At 58.4% G+C, this 17,931-nt stretch carries 14 protein-coding genes and 3 pseudogenes; 7 read left to right on the top strand and 10 right to left on the bottom strand.

What is annotated here, in order from left to right; all coding sequences use genetic code 11:
- Positions 1–32 precede the first annotated feature (32 nt).
- From M1R55_RS24800 to M1R55_RS24790, 3 genes are all read right to left on the bottom strand, one after another.
- Entirely contained in the window at positions 33–278 is a 246-nt protein-coding gene (locus M1R55_RS24800; protein ID WP_249395545.1) for a hypothetical protein, read from the bottom strand.
- A 509-nt stretch (positions 279–787) separates the two neighbouring features.
- Complete coding sequence (locus tag M1R55_RS24795; protein ID WP_249395544.1) at positions 788–1,600, bottom strand: HAMP domain-containing protein; 813 nt, start codon at positions 1,598–1,600, stop codon at positions 788–790.
- A gap of 61 nt (positions 1,601–1,661) precedes the next feature.
- Entirely contained in the window at positions 1,662–2,651 is a 990-nt protein-coding gene (locus M1R55_RS24790; RefSeq protein WP_249395543.1) for a hypothetical protein, read from the bottom strand.
- A 261-nt stretch (positions 2,652–2,912) separates the two neighbouring features.
- Between M1R55_RS24790 and M1R55_RS24785 the strand changes: the two genes are divergently transcribed.
- Positions 2,913–3,881, top strand: coding sequence for a tripartite tricarboxylate transporter substrate binding protein (locus tag M1R55_RS24785; RefSeq protein WP_249395542.1), 969 nt, complete (start codon positions 2,913–2,915; stop codon positions 3,879–3,881).
- Positions 3,882–4,202: 321 nt separating this feature from the next.
- Entirely contained in the window at positions 4,203–5,180 is a 978-nt protein-coding gene (locus M1R55_RS24780) for a Bug family tripartite tricarboxylate transporter substrate binding protein (RefSeq protein WP_371827295.1), read from the top strand.
- A 786-nt stretch (positions 5,181–5,966) separates the two neighbouring features.
- Here the strand turns inward: M1R55_RS24780 and M1R55_RS24775 are convergent.
- Positions 5,967–6,276, bottom strand: a pseudogene (locus tag M1R55_RS24775) (hypothetical protein); the annotation flags it as partial.
- Between the two features lie 179 nt (positions 6,277–6,455).
- Here M1R55_RS24775 and M1R55_RS24770 point away from each other — a divergent pair.
- Positions 6,456–7,462 (top strand): annotated as a pseudogene (locus M1R55_RS24770) (IS4 family transposase).
- 2 nt (positions 7,463–7,464) lie between these two features.
- Here the strand turns inward: M1R55_RS24770 and M1R55_RS24765 are convergent.
- Positions 7,465–7,915 (bottom strand): annotated as a pseudogene (locus tag M1R55_RS24765) (IS6 family transposase); the annotation flags it as partial.
- Between the two features lie 116 nt (positions 7,916–8,031).
- Complete coding sequence (locus M1R55_RS24760) at positions 8,032–8,622, bottom strand: transposase (RefSeq protein WP_249395541.1); 591 nt, start codon at positions 8,620–8,622, stop codon at positions 8,032–8,034.
- 84 nt (positions 8,623–8,706) lie between these two features.
- On the opposite strand from M1R55_RS24760, the gene M1R55_RS24755 reads away from it, so the two are divergent.
- Positions 8,707–9,108 carry a hypothetical protein gene (locus M1R55_RS24755; protein WP_249395540.1) on the top strand — a complete coding sequence of 134 codons (402 nt, stop codon included), beginning with the start codon at positions 8,707–8,709 and terminating at the stop codon, positions 9,106–9,108.
- Between the two features lie 231 nt (positions 9,109–9,339).
- Positions 9,340–10,104 (top strand): peptidylprolyl isomerase, encoded by a 765-nt coding sequence (locus tag M1R55_RS24750; protein ID WP_249395539.1) that lies wholly within the window; start codon positions 9,340–9,342, stop codon positions 10,102–10,104.
- An 88-nt stretch (positions 10,105–10,192) separates the two neighbouring features.
- Here the strand turns inward: M1R55_RS24750 and nikC are convergent, their stop codons facing one another.
- The 4 genes from nikC to M1R55_RS24730 form a co-directional block, all read right to left on the bottom strand.
- Complete coding sequence (nikC, locus tag M1R55_RS24745) at positions 10,193–11,053, bottom strand: nickel transporter permease (protein ID WP_249395538.1); 861 nt, start codon at positions 11,051–11,053, stop codon at positions 10,193–10,195.
- On the bottom strand, positions 11,050–12,057 hold the full coding sequence (locus M1R55_RS24740) for an ABC transporter permease (protein WP_249395537.1): 1,008 nt from the start codon (positions 12,055–12,057) through the stop codon (positions 11,050–11,052). Before M1R55_RS24740 ends, nikC begins: the two co-directional genes overlap by 4 nt.
- A 192-nt stretch (positions 12,058–12,249) precedes the next feature.
- Entirely contained in the window at positions 12,250–13,854 is a 1,605-nt protein-coding gene (locus M1R55_RS24735; protein WP_249395536.1) for an ABC transporter substrate-binding protein, read from the bottom strand.
- Between the two features lie 180 nt (positions 13,855–14,034).
- On the bottom strand, positions 14,035–14,397 hold the full coding sequence (locus tag M1R55_RS24730) for a hypothetical protein (RefSeq protein WP_249395535.1): 363 nt from the start codon (positions 14,395–14,397) through the stop codon (positions 14,035–14,037).
- 1,095 nt (positions 14,398–15,492) lie between these two features.
- On the opposite strand from M1R55_RS24730, the gene M1R55_RS24725 reads away from it, so the two are divergent.
- Positions 15,493–16,101, top strand: coding sequence for a plasmid pRiA4b ORF-3 family protein (locus M1R55_RS24725; RefSeq protein WP_249395534.1), 609 nt, complete (start codon positions 15,493–15,495; stop codon positions 16,099–16,101).
- The gene (locus tag M1R55_RS24720; protein ID WP_249395533.1) at positions 16,098–17,090 is read left to right on the top strand and encodes a site-specific integrase; all 993 of its coding nucleotides are present in this window, start codon (positions 16,098–16,100) and stop codon (positions 17,088–17,090) included. The genes M1R55_RS24725 and M1R55_RS24720 overlap by 4 nt, the downstream gene beginning before the upstream one ends.
- The last annotated feature ends 841 nt before the right edge of the window (positions 17,091–17,931 follow it).

Raw genomic sequence — 17,931 nt, 5'->3', positions numbered from 1 at the left:
TCTGCCGCGGGTCAAGTTAAAGCGACACAACCCTACACAATCCCCATGCGCAGCCGGGCGCGCCTCAGCGCCCGGCCCAGCTCGACCAGTGTCACCTGCTCAGCGTCGTAGTGAAGTTCCATGTTTCCCGACGAACTGGAGTCGGCCCGGATCACGCCCGGTTGAAGCCGCAAATAGGCAGCGGCCTTGCCACCGATAACGGCGTCCACTGGGGCGCCGTTTTCTAGCAGCACATTGAGCAGCACCCGGGTGGCCCGAACAGGAGAAGCAGCAGTCATCCAATGACTGTAGCGGGCTGGCCCTGTCAAACATCTTTCAGCGCCCTAGCGAGGGGAGAAGCAGCTCAACTGGACGCTGCGTTCGCGAACCCGGATGAGCTGCGGTGCAGGTTCCAGGGTCGGCGTTCATGGGCCTTGAAGGGCCGGCTCAGCGAAGCGATCTACCCATCGTGACGCTTTAGACCATTTCGGCGATCGCGTGATCCTGCTCTCCCAGCCGCCGCTGACTCCAATCGCCCCGATCACTTGGTCGTCCCGTACCCTACAGTCACACCGTCTCACACGACGTCATGGATTCAGGAGGTGGAAACAAGCGTAAGAATTCCTTCCATTGCACGCCCACTTCGAGAATCTTCATCATCACACCCGAATCAGCGTTTCCACCACGACCAGACGAAACAACCAGAAACAAGCGTTCCAGACGTGGTCTGCGGTTGCCACAGGGGTGGGCAGAATTCCTGCCCACCCCTGCGCTTCACCTGTCGCTGTCAAGTTAAGGCAATCCAGCCCTAAAGGCGGCTCATGATGGTTTCGAGACTGACCCGCATGCGTTCGACCGACTGTGCTAGGTCGCCCAATTCATCCTTGGCTTCTACACGAACCGGTTGTGACAGTTCTCCCATGCTGATGGCGTTTACCTGTTGAGACAGACGCTGGATGCGTTGGATCAGTTGATTGGCAAACATTGCCGCGAGTACAGCCGCCAGCAAGACCATCACCAGGGTAACAGCGACGGTCGGCAGAATGTTACTCCTCACACGCTCTTCGACGTAAGAATTGTCCAAACCGAGCACGGTGATCCCCGCACCACCTGGCAATGGATACCCGATCAACGTAGTCTCGCGATCCGCCAAAGTGAGAACAGGCGCTCCAGGAGTGAGCTGAGTCGAAGTCGCACGAAAGAGGGTGTTCTTCTTGGCGTAGATGCCAATAGCATCAGTGCCGCTCGACATTAGGCGGGAGAAACCCTGAATATCAGTATCGGTCTGCGTGTTGCTGAAACTCCGGTCATAGGCTGCGACAAGGGCGCCACTGGGTTGATAGACAGTGGCAAAGTAGAGCGGCGTCACACCGAGATTGACCAACTCTAGGAGACGCATTTGAGCATTTTCTTGGACTTCAGCGCTATTGAGTGGCCGTCCAGTGGCATCCATTAACTCTTGGATCCCGGTGCCGAACACAGCAGCTGATTGCGCAGCGGAGCGCACGAGTAAGGCGCGGTATTGCTCTGCTTGACGCACGAAAATGAGCGTGAGGATCAAACTGGAAACTACCAAGAGAGGCAGCAAAACCAGCAAAAAGATTTTGGCACGTAGTGACATAGGGACTCCTAAAAGCATAGAACCGAAGGGAAACAGAAAGAGGGAACGCTGGCTAACTGAGTTAGACTTGAATGTCTTTCTCAATACGGCGCAGAAGGGTTAAAGCCTCACTGTGACGTCCAGAAGGCAATAGGGCTCGCAGCGAATGAAGAAAAGGTCGTACCTGCGTTGTTGGCAAGTCCCCCTGCGGTGCCCGGATCTGTTGCAAGCTCTCGCGCACGAGTTCACGAGCGATGGGACCGATGAGGAGAGTCAACTGATCTGTCAGGTGTTGCACCTGAAATGGCTCTCTCACGCTGTGGGTGACAGAAGTCGATAGCGTCGCAATTAAGCTCCGCACTTGTGGCTGATGCTGCGCAGGACTGATCCGCAGCAATTCGTGTTCCAGATCTCCCAAGGCAGCGGCGGGAAAAGATTCTGCTGTCAAACCCAAGGCCGAGAAAGCATCGCGCATGAGAATGCGCGTCACCGGGCCAAAGATTTTGGTGAGTTCATACGTGAAGTGGGTGAGGCTCTCGGCGGTGAGGAGAGGGCCAGTACTAAACGTTATCCATTGTTGAGCTTCAAGAGAGGCGAGCTCCATACGAAGCTCTTCAATCTCCCATTGCAATGTCTGAGCCAACTCCTGAACACTTCGCTTGCCATCTATGAGATCCGATACAACGTGTGCGGGCGGTTGACCCTGCCGTATCGGCACACTGTAGGAACGGATGTGGGCAACATTTTGAATGTCCTGTACGGTCAATGCCCGCAAGAGGAGCTGCTCCATGCTCAGCCCTAGTAAGGCGCGGGGATCGTCCAGTGGAGGCAGCGAACCTTCCTCAAAAACGCATTCTCCCTCTGTGTTCATCAGAAGTTGAAAAGCTTCCATGCCATACCGCGTTTGTTGAAGTTGTTGCCATGCACAGGTCATCACCCGCTGGTGGTCGAGCGTCAAGGTGATTTCTATGCCTGCGGAAACTGAGCAGCTGAGCTTGCCCGAGCGCCCCATACCCGAAAGGTATTGCAGGAGTGGGGGAAGAGTCTCGCGGGTATAGGTGGCTTTAAACATGACAACCTCATTCAGTCAAGTAGGTGCGAAGGGACATCTGCTCTCAAGGGTCACTTGGCAGCAAGGCAACCTTAAAGGCTTGGACTCGTCATTACGAAAGCCAAAAGGTGAGGAAACTGTAAGGATGAAGCTGTCACGCTGCTCTTACGGCAGCACATGCAAATTAAGCGTGCCGGTACCCCATGCAGCGTTACCGCACCCCCCTGCTCCCCTTCCTTTTGCATTGTGAGAGTGAGGGTCAGATCAAGATGAGAGGTCAAGATGAAGGATCAAAAAAGTTCACTGCGGAGCATATTGATGCTGGCGTTTGTTGTTGGAAGTAGTGTTCAAGCTCAGACGGCTCGGCCTCCCGTGCGGATTTTGGCACCAGCAACAGCTGGGGGCGGTTGGGACAATACAGCCCATGCAGTGGCTGAGACCCTCAAGAAAGAGGGATTAAGAGGCGTATCCGAGGTCTACAATGTGCCGGGCAAAGCCGGCACGCTTGGATTGGCTGAATTTGTCAAACTCCGTGGTCAGGCCAATCAGCTCATGATGACTGGCTTTGTGATGGTGGCGGGAATTCCGCTCAACAACAGCCCGTATGACCTGACAACTGATGTCACCCCTATTGCTCGTCTGACGACGGATTACGAGGTTTTCGTGGTTCCGGCAAAATCGCCTTACCGGGACGTCGAGGATTTGATGGAAAGCTTTAAGGCCAACCCGAGAAGCATCCGCTTTGGAGGAAGCAGTGCAGGAGGCAGCGGGCACATTGCGGTGAGCCGGCTGGCCCAAGAGTTGAAGATTCCGACATCGCAAATCCAGTACATCCCCTCTGCAGGCGGCTCTCAAGCCACCAAAGCCATGCTGGGAGGCGAGCTGGACGTGGTCAGTGCAGGGTACAGCGAACTGGAAGACTTTATTAAGAGTGGTCAGGTGCGCGGCCTGGCCATTTCAGCGCCAGAAGCGGTTGACGGCATCAATCTGCCCACCTTCGTTGAAAAAGGTCTGGATGTTGATGTCTCTAATTGGCGTGGTATCGTCGCTCCTGCCGGAATCAGTACCGCAGAACGGAACCAACTGACCCTCCTGATGACGAAAATGGTTCGCACCCGAACCTGGCAACAACAGTTGACTCAAAACAAGTGGAACCCTTACTTCGCTTCGGGTGATACCTTCGGCCGGTTCCTGCGCACGCAGCGAAGCTATGTTGCCCAGCTGCTCAAAGATTTGAACATCAAAAACTAAGGGGTCGAGCAGGGATGTAAAAAGGAACAAACGAATGAGAGCTGAGGAGCCGAAGGCAGGCGCCTCAGCTGCTCATCTTCGTACAGATACGCTGCTCAGAGCTCATCCTGAAAGACTGAATCTAGAGATGAGCTACTGAAAAACCGTACTCAGCCTAGAGCTACGGGCGCTGAGTCCTCAAAGTTGAGCAGAAGATCACAGTTCAGCGGAGCAACTGAATTCCATTTGATTTTTAGTAGACGAATTGTAGTTTCACTCTTCTCGTTCAGCTCGTTCGACAAGCCCTCTCCATCACCAACACCCTGCCCCCGGAGGCACCCCATGTCCATAAAGCGCATGTCTATGACCAGTAAAAAAACACTCCTGACCCTCTCCGCCTTGCTGCTGGCCGCGCCTGTCACACACGCTCAGGGCATCAACAACCTGCGCATCATGGCCCCGGCTGCCCCTGGCGGTGGCTGGGATCAGACCAGCCGCTCGCTGCAAACCGTTCTGCAAGACGAAGGTGTGGTCAAGCCCGTGCAGGTGTTCAACGTTCCCGGCGCGGGCGGCACGATTGGTCTGGCGCAGCTGTACAACGCCAAGGGCGACGGCAACCTGCTGATGACCATGGGCCTCGTGATGGTCGGCGCGATCCAGACCAACAACTCTAAAGTCGACCTGAGCCGTGTGACCCCGATTGCCCGCCTGACCGGGGAATATGAGGTGCTGGTGGTGCCTGCCAGCAGCCCGTATAAAAACACCGCCGACCTGGTCGCCGCTTGGAAGGCCAACCCCGGCGCAGTAGCCTTCGCAGGCGGCAGCGCGGGCGGCACCGACCATATGCTGGTGGGCCTGCTGGCGCGGGCGGCGGGCGTAGACCCCAAAAAGATGAACTATGTGCCCTTCAGTGGCGGCGGCGAAACCCTGGCAGCCTTGCTGGGCAATCAGGTCGCGGCAGGCGTGGCAGGCTACGGCGAGTTCGAGGCCCAGATCAAGGCCGGAAAATTGCGGGCCATCGGCATCAGTGCGCCCAAAGCTCAGGCCGGAATTGCTGTACCCACGCTTAAATCTCAGGGCTACAACATTGATCTGGCCAACTGGCGCGGCATCGTGGCTCCTCCCGGCATCAGCGCCAGCGAGAAATCGGCGCTGGTGGCAGCGCTGGACAAGATGCACAAATCCAAAGCTTGGAAAGACACCCTGAAGACCCGCAACTGGACAGACCTGTACATGAGCGGCAGCAAGTTCGACGTGTTCCTGAAACTGGAAGCCGTGCGGACTAAAGGTATCTTGCAAGACATCGGCCTCGTGAAGTAAGCCGGAGCACCAGGGGGCGAAGTGGAAGCACGAGAGCCACTTCGCCCCGTTTCATGGCCCCTATGGGATTCAGGTAGGCCATGCGACGGAGATGTGCGTTCCCTGTTCTCAAAATATGAGCTGGCCCCGTCATTCCTCCCGATCGATCTGGGGCTGGTTCAATGTCTGCATAGGTCAAGAGTTGACGGCTGGACGGTCAGCAGTGAAAGCCCTAGGTCTTGGCGGGCACGCTGAGTGCGGGTACTCCGTTGACTGAGCGTAACCAAGGAGTGGAAAGCCGTTTTTATTGCTGAGGTCAACCAATCCAAGCTGCGAAGAACAACGTGTTTCTGAGAACATCAAGCCAATTCAACGGAGTACCATTATTGATTCAGGTGTAAATCTAAGTCGTGGGATCACGTCAGGTTTTGTACTAAACGTGGCTTAGCGTGCCGTCTTGAGTTGAAGGCAACTTCAATTTCTACCAATAGTACGAATTTTCTCGGGTAATCCGCGTTACCAGAACAGGCGAACGGGCAGGAACAAGCTTTTATCGATAGGTGGACTTGCTCTTAAGTTCAGTTAAAAGCGGAAAGAAGGCAGGGTCGTTGCCGGGTGCTTCAGCGTGAAGAAAGGGCCATTCGCGCCGCGTGAAATTCTGGTGGGGGAGGGGTCAGGCGTCGAAGGATCTGCGGCGATATTGTGTCAGCAGGCCGAAGCCATTCCCGTGTTTATGAAGGGGCCAGAGGTGATGAAGGGAGAAGGCCGTTGGTTCTACAGCGGCATGTACCGGGTAGGCCACTGGACTCAAGACCCGGAAGTATCGGCCCGGTTGTGTTGCCTTAACTTGCCGTGCGTCATGTGGAGAGCAGGGGTGGCCGCAGACCACGTCTGGAACGCTTGCTTCTGGTTCTTTCTTCTGGTCATGGCGGTCACACTGGTTCGGGTGTGATGGTGAAGATTCAGAGGTTCGGGCGTGCAGGTTGAGAAATTCCTGTGTACGTTTCCTCCGTTTGAATCCCTGCTGTTGTCTTTCGTGACTCTGTGTAGGACGGTGGGACTGCTCGATCATGTTGTTGCAGCGCAAGGTAGAAATCACCTGCTGGTGGTCAACACCTCAGCCCCTGACACTTTGAGGTAAATGGCGTCCTAGACGCAGTGCGACATGACAAAGGGCGATATCAGAGTCTGTGACGAACACCGAAACCGCCCTGCTGCAAGAGTGACACGCTCGCCGCCCATCTCAACACCCGTCTCCCGCACCGCCGCATGGATGCTCTGAAGCGGCTGGCCGAAGTGCTCCTGGCACTTCTCCAGGCCGAATCCACCCTCCACCGCAAGATCGCTCTTCATCTGCCCGAGACGCGACTCTGGAGTCCAAAACTCGCGTCGTGGCACAGGTGTTTCACGATGCCCAGCTCACCCCGCAGGACGTCACAGACGTCCTGCTTCCCTTGTTCCCCGACAGTAAACTCACCCTGGTGATGGACCGCACGACCTGGCATTCCGGTCAGACCCCTCTCAATATTCTTGTCTTGGGCGCCCTCCTCGGGGGCGCCGTGATCCCGCTGGTGTGGACAGTCCTCCCTCACCAGGGCAACACCTGCACCGCAGCCCGCATTCTGTTGGTGGCTCGACTGCTCAAAGTGCTGCCTGCCAAACGCTGGGCGGTGTTGATCGCCGACCGAGAGTTCATTGGGCAGGAATGGTGCCGTTTCCTGCGCTGGAAACAGATCCGGCAGTGTCTGCGCATCCGGGAAAACACCCGGATTGAAGATGAACTTGTCCGTGACCTGTTCACCCACCTGAAACCCGGTGAAGCGCGGACGCTCTTTGAGCGAACCTGGGTATATGGTGGCTGGATGCAGGTGGTCATCACCCTGTCCCCTGCGGAGGATAGGGTGATCGTCGCTTCGGATTTGCCTGTCAGGGACGTTCTTCACACGTACCGGCTCAGGTGGGGCATCGAGTGTGCGTTCTCGGCCCTCAAATCAAGGGGACTGAACCTGGAAGCCACGCAGATGACAGCCGCCGACCGGATTTCGAGGCTGTTCGGGTTGCTGTGCATCGCCTTGGCCTGGATGGCCCGGGTCGGGGCGGAAGATCAGCGGCAGACCTCGACGAGGTCTGACCATCGGGGGCGAGCCATCCGAAGTCAGGTGCGCACCGGGTAGATGGCCCTCAGTGAGGCCGTGCGGTGGGGTAGAGACGCCTTTTGGAGCTGCCTTCAGCTCCTCAGCACACCTTTCCCGCCCACTGGGACGTCAACTTCTCGAAGTGTCAGGTGCTTAGGGTTAACATGATCGAGCATCAGAAGTTCCCGTATCGCAGCTCCGTAACTTCGCAGCCGATCGGTGTGAATAACCTCTGGGACATCGTATTCACCCAGGAGTCGGATCAGAAACGTTTTCGCGGCCTCGCTCTCACGGTGACGTTGGAGGAAGATGCCCTGCACGAAGCCGTGCTCGTCGACTGCTCTCCAGAGCCAGTATCGGACGCCACCGACGCTCGTACACACATCAATCAGAGACCACCGGGAACCCCGCCGGGGTTCCCGGTGGCGCAGTTCCTCAGCGAAAAGGGTGCTGAATTTAAGACACCATTCGCGGAGAGTTTCGTGGCTGACCTGTTGGGCCGCGTTGGTGGAGCAATTCTTGGACATCCCGGTCACTCAAAGAAAAGCGGTGGTACAGCCAAACGGCGTGCTGAATGATAGTTGTTGGGAATCGGTGGCGGTAGGGCTTGACGTCGGTCACAGACGATCAGCGTACCCTGATCCAGTTAAGGCAACACAACCCTCTGACCTGATGTGGATAGAAGGAAGCAGTCGAGAATGGAGTTTTGATTGATCTCCACCTCAGTACCCGACACTTTATGAATTGAGCGTCTGGCTGGGTTTCAAAAGCCCAATGAGTTGAAGGGCTTCCGCCTCCCCACGCTCGTGGATGCGGGCGAATGTCCGCACGAGGTTCCGGAGGCCCAGCGTCACGACACTCCAGGCTCGCCGACCGTGCACCTTCATGGTGCACGTTTGGAGAACACCCACCAGCACGCACCATACGTACGCCAGGGTCAGCAGGCAGAGCAGGCGCTCCACGTGATCGTGGAGCGTCATGTGGGTGCTTTCCAGCTTGAATCCCTTGCTTTTCAAAGCTCGGAACAGACACTCAACGCGGAACCTCTTACGATACCCGGAGAGGATGCGGCTGGCAGAACCGGAAGTGCTGGCAATAATCAGCACCTGCCCATCCTGGCTGTAGGTCAGGACGACATTCATTGGTTGACCGTAGACCTCGGCCTGATCAACCAAAATGCCTTTCATCCCTGGCTGCAGTCCCTGCAGCCAGTCTCGTGCGGGAGAGCCATCAATGAACGTGTCCTGCCGGAGTCGGACACAGAGGGGTTGGGCCCGCACGAGACAGCCCACCAATCCAGTCTTGGCCAATACATTCCCGGTCGGCATAGAGCACGGCGATCTCCTGGCAGGACAGAAGGCAAAGCACGTCGTTCATCAGGGTTAGCCGGATTTCGGTGCTGCTGCTGCCCCATGGGGCAGCAGCTCGAAGAGGAGTGGAATGGCGACACCACGCCACAAGACAGCCAGCACCAGTGCGTTCACATCTGCCTGACCCAGCTTCCAATTCGTGCGGTCAATGATAAATTCTCGCTTCCGGGCATCCGGAAGCAGCCTCAGCACGACAGCGGCAAGATCAGCCGGGCACAGAGGATGGCGGTTGAAAAACCGCTCAATTCGGCGAATGACCGAAGACGTCTGAGCGCTTCCCGGGAAGCGCTCAGCCAGTTCCGCATGCCGGACGTCCTTGGCTTGAAGAAGTGCGAGGACGACCAAGGAGAGCAATTCCACTTGGTTTTTGCGGTACTCCGGAAAATGAGCACAAAAGCAGCGCGTCAGATGGGTCAGCGTGGCAGGGGACGCGTTCTGTTTTGACGGATCAGACGAGAGATTTCAACCCGTCAAAAAGTGTCGGGTACTGAGGATCTCCACCTTGCTGACCGAGCTGACCGATTGTCCCTGCCTTCTCCTGCGGTGAGATGCACTCCTGCCGCCTCCCGTTCACCCGGCGTAGATTGACGCCCCGCCGTTAAACCCCAATACTGAACCATGAAAGCATCTGTAGTGTGGCTCGGGCTGCTCGCGTCATGTGCTCCAATGCAGTCTGTGCAGACTCAAGCCCGCTGGGTTCCCATTGATCCACAAAATCTCCTGGTCATCGACACCACCAAAGGGCGCATGATCGTCGAGATGCGCCCTGATCTGGCGCCCAAGGCCGTCGAGCGCATCAAGCTGCTGGCGCGCGAAAAAGTTTACGATGGCTTGCAATTTCACCGCGTGATCGACCTCTTCGTCGTGCAGACGGGCAATCCCAACAACAAGGATGGGGGAACCTCCACCCACCCGAATCTCGACCCCGAGTTCTCGGTGAGGTTGCCAGACAAAACAGTCTGGCGGCAGGTCACCCGGACCAGCGACGGCAATGCTGGTTTTCTGGGCACCATGCCGATCCTCACCGTCTCGGATGCCGAGACCCGGCGGCGCAATGTGCCGGACTTCCAGGCCTGGGGCGCGTACTGTCCAGGCGTGGCCGGGATGGGGCGGGGGGAGGCCCAGAACAGCGCCAACAGCGAAATCTTCTTCATGCGTGGGGCGTCGTCATTCCGGCTGGGCCTGCAGTACACCGCCTGGGGCAATACCGTGATGGGGCGCGAAGTGGTGACCTCGCTGGCTGCTGGAGAACCCCCGGCCAATCCCGACATCATGCAGCGTGTGCAGGTGGCCGCCGACCTCCCGGAAGGCCAACGTCCCGTCGTCGAAATGCTAGATACGCAGAGTTCAGCCTTTGCGCAACTGGTGGACCAGGTGCGGCGGGAGAAGGGCGCAGATTTCAGTATCTGCGATATCCAGGTTCCCACGCGCCTGAAGTAAGAAGCCTGAATAGAAGGGCCGAATGGGGGTTCCCGAGATTTGGCAGGGACACGCTGTCATCCAGCGGCTCTTCACCGGTTTCCGGGTGTCATACCCCTCTCCTGGGATCGAAAACGTCGCGCAGGCCGTCGCCAAGCAGGTTAAAGGCCAGGACTGTCATCAAAATGGCGAGCGCCGGAGCACTGGAAGCCCACGGAGCCTGCGCGATGTAATTGCGGGTCTCAGAGACCATCGCGCCCCATTCGGGGGTGGGGGGCTGCGCGCCGAAGCCGATAAATCCCAGTCCTGCGGCGGTCAGAATGGCGCTGCCCACGTCGAAACTGCCCTGCACCAGCAGTGGGGCCAGTGAGTTGGGCAGCAGGTGCCGGAAGGCCACGCGGCTCTGCGAACTGCCCAGTGCGCGGGCAGCTTCCACAAACTCGCGCTCACGCAGGGCCAGAACCTGGGCACGAATCAGGCGGGCGTAGGTGGGCCACGACACCAGTGCCACGGCGATCATCACGTTGGTCAGGCTTGGCCCAAGCGCCGCTGAGATCGCCATGGCCAGGATCAGGCCAGGAAAAGCCAGAAATATATCGGTGACGCGCATGATCACCTCGTCCCACCAGCCGCCCAGCAGTCCCGCCACCAGACCCGCCGCCGAGCCCACCAGCAGCGAGGCCAGCATGACGCTCACGCCAATGCCCAGCGAAATACGCGCGCCGCTGAGTACCCGTGTCAGCACGTCGCGGCCCAGTTGATCGGTGCCCAGCAGGTGCGCGGCAGAGGGCGGGGCCAGCCGCGCGGCCAGATCCTGAGTGCTGGGACTGCCCACCAGAAGCGGCCCCAGCACAGCCAACACCACCAGAAACACCAGCAGCACCAGTCCGATCATGGCCCCAGTGTTGCGCCGGAACCGCCGCCAGACCGCGCTGCCCGTCCCGCTCTCTGCCGCCAGGATAGCCGTCATGAGAAGCTGATCCGGGGATCGAAGAAGCCGTAGGCCAGGTCGACCAGCAGGTTGACCACCGAGTACGCCAGGCCCGCGATCAGCGTGACGCCCATGACGGCTGGAAAGTCCAAACTGATGGCGGAAGTGGTGGCGTAGCCGCCGATCCCCGGCCATGAAAAGATCGTCTCAGTGAGCACCGCGCCGGTCAGCAGGCTGCCAAACAGGCTGCCCAGCACGGTCAGCATAGGCAGCGCTGCATTGCGAACCGCGTGCTTACCGAGCACCCGCGCCGGGGTCAGTCCCTTGGAGCGGGCCGTGCGGATGTAGTCCTGGGACAGCACCTCCAGCAGCGCGCTGCGGGTCATGCGGGTCAGCAGCGCGGCCGAATACGCCCCCAGCACCAGGGCAGGCAGGATCAGGTGCCGCAGCCCATCCCAGAATACGGCCAGATCACGGGCCAGCAGACTGTCAATTAAAACCAATCCCGTATGGGTGGGGGGGGGCAGGTTGTAGACGTCCAGGCGGCCCGGCCCCGGGAGCCAGCCCAGGCGCTCATGGAACAACGTCAGCGCCAGAATCGCCAGCCAGTACACCGGCGTGGCCCCGCCCAGCACCGCAAAGGTGCGGGCCAGTAAGTCTGGTGGCCGCCCCTGGTACAAAGCGGCGATCACCCCCAGCGGGAGGCCGATCAGCACTGCAAACACGACGGCCACCAGCGTCAGTTCCAGCGTCGCCGGAAAAAAGGTGCGCAGATCCTCGACGATCTCGTTCTGGGTTCGCAGCGAGGTTCCCATATCGCCGCGCAGCAACTGGCCCATGTAGATCACGTACTGCGTTGCCAGCGGCTTGTTCAGGCCGTTGCGCTCGCGGAAGTCGGCCAGTTGTTCCTCGCGGGCATTGTTGCCCATCGCTGCCGCCGCCGGGTCAGCGGGCAGCGCGTGTGAAATCAGAAACGCGCCCAGGGTCACGCCCCACAGCACCAGTACCATCAGGGCGAGGCGGCGCACAATGTAGATCAGCAAAGGTTCTCCTTGTGGCCTGGTTTATCTCTTGAGCGTTGTGGTCTTGTGGCAACGCCGTGGGCGTGGGCTCTTAAAGGCCACGGTTCTTTATCTGCAGCTCGATTCACGCCGTTCATGGAGCTGAAATCTGCAGCCGTAGGGGGATGAGGCGGCCCCCGCCATCTGGGAGCCGCTCTCATCCCCACTCTACCCTCACTTCTTGCTGATCTTCTCGAATTGCACGTCGCCATTGGCGTTGCGGTTAAAGCCAGAAACGCCCGCCTGAAGGACAATGGGTTTATAGGGTTGAAACAGGACGGCGAAGGGACCTTCCTTGGCAAGCAGCGCCGTGAGCTGACCATACTGAGCCAGCCGCTTGGTGCTGTTGGTCTCGACAGCCGCTGCCTGGGCCAGTTTGCTGGCCGCCGGGTTATTCCAACTGTTGCGCCAGGCCAGAGATTTGGCGGCGTAGTCGCTCAGTGGGGTGCCGTTACCGTCCGCATCGGGATAATCAGGGCTCCAGGCCACCTGAATCAACTCGGCTTTTTGGGCGCGGTAAACGGTGAGCAATTCAGAGTTGACCATCTGGCGGATGTTGGCCTTAATACCGATCTTCGCGAGATCGGACTGAACTTTGGCGGCGAGATCTTGGCACGGTACCCCGCCCGCGCACGATCCGGTGCTGACCAGAAAGTCCACGCTAAAGCCGTTAGGTTTGCCCGCCGCCGTAAGCAGCGCTTTGGCTCTGGCAAGGTTGTACGGATAGTAAATCTTGGGGTCGGATCCGGCCAGTCCAATCGGGATGATGGTCTGCGTTTTGCGTCCCAGACCCTGAAGCAGACTGTCGATCATGCCGTCCTGGTCAAGAGCGTAGCGCACCGCCTCACGCACGCGAGGATCCTCAAAGGGCGAGCCTTTGCTGGAGTTCATGCCCAAGTACTGCAACTGAAAGGTATCGGTTTTGAGCGTTTTGAGTTTGGGATTGCTCTGTGCGGCCTTAAAAGCGTCGGGCGTGTAATCCCAGGCCACGTCGATCTCGCCAGAGTTCAGAGAGCTCTGCTGCGCGGCTGATTCGAGCATGTAACGCAGGATCACGCGCTTGATGTTGGGCGACTTGCGAAATGCATTGGGATTAACGTCCAGCGCCAGCTGAGCGCTGCGGTCCCAGCGGTTGAGCATGAACGGCCCACTGCCTGCCGAATGATCCTTGAGCCAGGCTGTGCCGAAGTCGCCCTTCACTTCATGCGCCTTGGCTTCGGTGGAGTCGATCACACCGCCCACATTAAAGGTCAGCAGCGCCAGCACGATATTAGGGTTGGCGGTCTTGGGAATGTCGATGACCACGGTTCTTGCATCGGGCGCGCTGAGCGACTTGGCAGTGATGTTCGCCACGTCGGTCAGCAGGAAGCTGGACGGCGTTTTGAGCGCAATGACGCGCGTGAGGGAATAGATGACATCAGCCGCCGTGACGGGGCGCCCGGTGCTGAACTTGGCGTCCCGCAGCTTGAAGGTGATGCGTGATCCGGCGGCCGTGGGGGTGACCGTCCAGCTCGACGCCAGGCGGGGCTTCAGGGTCTTGAGATTGTTTCCCTCGTAAATCACCAGTGTGTCATACAGGTTGCCCGCGACCAGCGAGCCGCTGAATTCGTAGGACACACCTGGATCCAGTGTAATCAGATCCGAGAAATCGCCGCCGATGACCAGGGTACTTTGCCGTGCATTCTGGGCGCTTGCAAGTGACAACCCCAGGGAGAGGGCCAGCGCGAGCCCCCGTGAGAACACTTGAAGTTTCCGGGCGGACGCAGTTTGCTGGGACATAGGTTCTCCATTCAAAACACGGATGAGTTGTACGGCATAACGTCTTGGTCACGCTTCCTAAACCAGTATCCCGAAGGGGCTGAGTGGTTGTATTCAACGTGAGGCGATCAGCGTTCAACATACTCTTTATTTGTCGTTCATGCGGGTGGTAGTGAAGAGTCAGCGCGCGCCAGTGAAACCTTAGTACCTCGCACATATATTCTCGATAAAAACAGCGCCGAGAAGATTGAGGGCGGTCATGATGGCTGCTGGCAGCTGAGCCAGGGAGTCATAGAACCGGCGCGGCATCAGAAAGCCTTTCAACCGCTTCCAGACCAGTTCAATTGCGTTGAGGAACGGCGCATAAGGCGGGAGATCCGGTCCTTGTTGCTCCCAGATCACGCGCTGTTCACGCAGGGCCGCGGGGGCCTTGTCCAGAATGACGGTGGTCAAGCGTTCCGGAGTGCCGTGGGCCGCCATAGGGCCGAGATCAGCGATCTCCTGCGCTCCCGTACAGTTGCCCTCCAGTTCTCGCACTTCCAATTGAGCGGCGTTGCCGCTCAAACTCCATGTCCCGATCAAATAAATTGAGACGGCCTGATGATCCCCAGCGAGTGGGAATCCGAACCTGTTGTCCAGACCCTCGGCAAAACCAGGTGGACGCGATGGACATCATCAGTGACAACCCAGGCTGATCCAAGAATTTCAGGGTGAGTTTGCCGTCCAGTGCCCACGAATTCCTGAGTCTGCACGCCCGGATCACCCAGTTCCACCATCACCCGCGAACCAGCGTTTCCGCGCCAAACAGACGAAGCAGTCACCAGCAAGCGTTTCAGACCTGGTCTACCGTTGCAGCAGGGGTGAACGGAGTCTCAGGTCGCTCCTGCCTTCAGCTTGTCGTGACGCCAGTTAAGGCAACACAACCCTGCTGTGTCCAACAGTGGTAGATGACGTTCGCCGACGAAGAACGTCCAGTGGCTCCCGATCCGGTCGGTTACGGCTGACCACCTTCCCTCGCTTAAGGTGGAAGAACCGGCTCAGGCAGGAAGGAACCGAATCCTTCAAGCTCCCGAAATCGTACCTCTCAAATACGTTATTAGGGGAATAAAATATTCCAATCTACAGGCAAGGGTCTTGAAAAAGGTTGAATACAGGGTCTTACAAGAGCCGGAACAGCACTTCCCGCTCAGGCACCGAGGGAACGAATTCTAAGCATCGCGCAGGTCAGCTCGTCTAGGCGCGTGAAATCATCTTCTCCAAGCCTGTCGACATGCTCTTGGAGCAGCGAAGTGGGCCGGGCTGACCAGCTGACGGCACTGCCCGCGCTGTTTTACCGTCCCCTCACCAATCGCCTCGCTCCAGCCGGTTGAGATCCTCGCCCAACCCTTGGGCGGTGGTCTGGAGATCAGTCTGGCTCAGGTGCTGTCGGGCATCTGAATACGCTTCTTTTAAGCTTCACCCGAGTTGCTGAGCCACAGCCACTGCTGTGGCTTCGCCTCATTTTGCGCCTCTGCTGAACTGCGCCTGCAGAAGGGATGCCGGGTCAACCAAATGTTGAGGGTCTGGGCCAAAGTCATGAGCCAGGCCGGGGGAGCAGATGAAGTCATGCTGTTCTCTTACCTAACTAGACTTAGGCCAGAAAAACGGTAGAGTATCACTATGCCCCCCGTTTCTAGATCTGCCGTCCAAGCCACGGTCACCCTGGAGGGTCTTGAAGTGAGCCGGACGCTGGTGCTTCCTGCCGCCGCCCACTTGGGAGATCTCCACCACGCCATTCAAGGCAGCTTTGGGTGGTGGAATGCCCACCTGCACCAGTTCATCTTCACCCAAGCCAGTGGAGCGCATACGTATGAAGACCCCCAGATGCCCGACTGTGACCTGACCCTTGTCCACGACGAGCGTTTGATGACCTTGGCCCTCACCGAACACCGGCTGAATGTGTTCTGGCCGGGGAGTTCGGTGCCCACTCTGACCTACGTCTATGACTACGGCGACTGCTGGAATTGTGCGGTGACTCTGAAGCCCATGACGGTGGCGGGCACCCTCCTGAAGACGTGTACAGCCGCCCACGGAGTCGCCCCCTGCGAAGACAGTGGCGGGGTGCATGGCTACCAGCTTCATCTGGAGCAAGCGGCTCAAGGTGACCCTGAAACCCTGGCCTGGTTCAAGTTCATGCGCCATGATCCACACGCCGCCGTCTCCCCGAAAAGTGTTAATGCCCAGTGGAAACGGTACTTGAAGGGCGAGGTCGGCCCTCATCCAGCATGACGCTCGTCCAGTACCGGGGCAATCTCCTGGCTCATAGCCGGGAGTGGACGAACCTGCATGACGATGAACTTAAACGCCGGGCCGTCAGAGCCGCCGCAGAGCAGGACATTCCGGTGCTGGTCAGCTTGACGACGGCTTACCTGGCCCATCAGGGGGGCAGTGGAGTGCTCACCAGTCCCCGCACCGTCGAAGCGTACGCCTTGGGGGCCCGGCAGTTTCTCGAGTACGCCACGGCTCAAGCGGTGAACCTGCTGCGCCCCGGACGGCATGACGCGCAGAACTACATCAATCACATGCTGGCGGCTGGACGCCAGCCCGCGGGCGTGCAATTGAAAGTCGCTGCCGCCTCGTGCTTCTACCGTGCGCTGCGCTGGGCGGGTGCCACCGAATCCGATCCGTTCCGGGATGCCAAGGTACCCAAAGACCACACGCCCGGGATCGTCAAGCGGCCACCCTATACCGAAGATGAGCTGGCTGATGTCCTCGAATACGCCGACGTTCAGGTCAAGTTTTTGTTGTTTGTGACTGCCCATGCGGGACTGCGGATCAGTGAAGCCCTGGCCTTAGCCTGGGATGACGTCGACGAAAGTGCCAAGCGAATCCACGTCCGCAGTGGTAAGGGACGCAAGGGCCGTTTCGTGGCCATGAGCAGCAGCCTGAGCCGGGCCGCCCGGCTCTACCGGAGTCTCTACGGGCCGGGGGGGGCAGAACATACCGACGGGAAACGAACCACCGCCAGTACCCAAGTGTTCCGCTATGCCAGCGTCATGACCGCGCGGTACCACGTCGAAAAAGCCTTCAAGCTGGGCGCTGTTCCCTTTCGTGGCTTTCATCCAGGGCGCAAATATGCGGGCACCCGCCTCCTCCGGCAGATCAAGGACTTCGGACGGGTGGCGGCCCACCTGGGACATGAATCCGTGGATACAACGCGCCGAGGCTACGCTCAGCTGGCCGCCGATGACTTGAAAGACGATCTCGCGGGCTGGTAAGGAGGGGTACAGACGTACTCACACCTTGTTCGAGGCCCCTTCCTGGCCTTCCTGTGAGGTCGGGTTTGAGCCGGTCAATGTTACATGGATCCGGTTCAGTGGGTGAGGACTGCTTTTGGCCGTGAGGCAGATCTCGTCTGGTTACGATATCCATATTTTATTCCTCTAATAACCTATTTTGCGCTTTGCTTTGGACAACCCATAAATAAACTGGAGGGCCGAATTTATCTTGACGCTTGCCGAGAGCGAACACTTGCCATGCAGGCCCCTCTCTCCTGTCCCTCCCCCAGCGCTCGGCCTTTGCCCTGGCTCCCGCTGTAGGAAGGCGTGTCGGCCGGTGTGCCTCACTGGCAATGATCTGCGAAGCTTCGGCCTCAGCGGGAACGTCCCAACGACCAAGGTGCTTATGGGCAGAAATCTGGTCGGGAGGATAGTTGAACATCAATGCCTGCTGGCTGAAGCATGAGCATTGATATTGCGCAGGGGCAATGCGTGATGATCTGATTTCAGTTAGTATTTACACTGAGTTATTCCCTGAAATGACCAGCTTGTCTGAAATTTAGGCATGTCCCGGGAACGAATCGATAGCTGTCCTAGAGGCAGCGTGACTAGAGTTGGTGTCACAGTCGGCACCCATGAAATCTCCTTCACTTGTTGGCGCTGGTGGTCACGGAGTTGGACGGTAGAGCGGGCAGACCTGATACCCTCCCGTGCGGCACCTTCGTTGCAACCTAAGTGAATTGGACGGCAAACCAGCTGGAGGTTCCCTGGTGACCTCGTTCACGCCAAGTGGTTTTAGGGTGAGGTATGGCGGCTGAGAATCGCAAGGAACGCTGTTAAC

Source organism: Deinococcus sp. QL22 (assembly GCF_023370075.1).
Taxonomy (GTDB): Bacteria; Deinococcota; Deinococci; order Deinococcales; family Deinococcaceae; genus Deinococcus.
The sequence above is the reverse complement of the archived record's forward strand: the minus strand, read 5'-3'. Positions and strand labels throughout refer to the sequence as shown.

Excerpts from the sequence above, each read along its gene's own strand:
- M1R55_RS24800 (WP_249395545.1), bottom strand. The coding sequence starts at position 278 with ATGACTGCTGCTTCTCCTGTTCGGGCCACCCGGGTGCTGCTCAATGTG.
- M1R55_RS24725 (WP_249395534.1), top strand. The coding sequence starts at position 15,493 with ATGCCCCCCGTTTCTAGATCTGCCGTCCAAGCCACGGTCACCCTGGAG.
- M1R55_RS24755 (WP_249395540.1), top strand. The coding sequence starts at position 8,707 with ATGGGGCAGCAGCTCGAAGAGGAGTGGAATGGCGACACCACGCCACAA.
- M1R55_RS24760 (WP_249395541.1), bottom strand. The coding sequence starts at position 8,622 with ATGCCGACCGGGAATGTATTGGCCAAGACTGGATTGGTGGGCTGTCTC.
- M1R55_RS24780 (WP_371827295.1), top strand. The coding sequence starts at position 4,203 with ATGTCCATAAAGCGCATGTCTATGACCAGTAAAAAAACACTCCTGACC.
- M1R55_RS24785 (WP_249395542.1), top strand. The coding sequence starts at position 2,913 with ATGAAGGATCAAAAAAGTTCACTGCGGAGCATATTGATGCTGGCGTTT.
- M1R55_RS24795 (WP_249395544.1), bottom strand. The coding sequence starts at position 1,600 with ATGTCACTACGTGCCAAAATCTTTTTGCTGGTTTTGCTGCCTCTCTTG.
- M1R55_RS24735 (WP_249395536.1), bottom strand. The coding sequence starts at position 13,854 with ATGTCCCAGCAAACTGCGTCCGCCCGGAAACTTCAAGTGTTCTCACGG.
- M1R55_RS24720 (WP_249395533.1), top strand. The coding sequence starts at position 16,098 with ATGACGCTCGTCCAGTACCGGGGCAATCTCCTGGCTCATAGCCGGGAG.
- nikC (WP_249395538.1), bottom strand. The coding sequence starts at position 11,053 with ATGACGGCTATCCTGGCGGCAGAGAGCGGGACGGGCAGCGCGGTCTGG.
- M1R55_RS24790 (WP_249395543.1), bottom strand. The coding sequence starts at position 2,651 with ATGTTTAAAGCCACCTATACCCGCGAGACTCTTCCCCCACTCCTGCAA.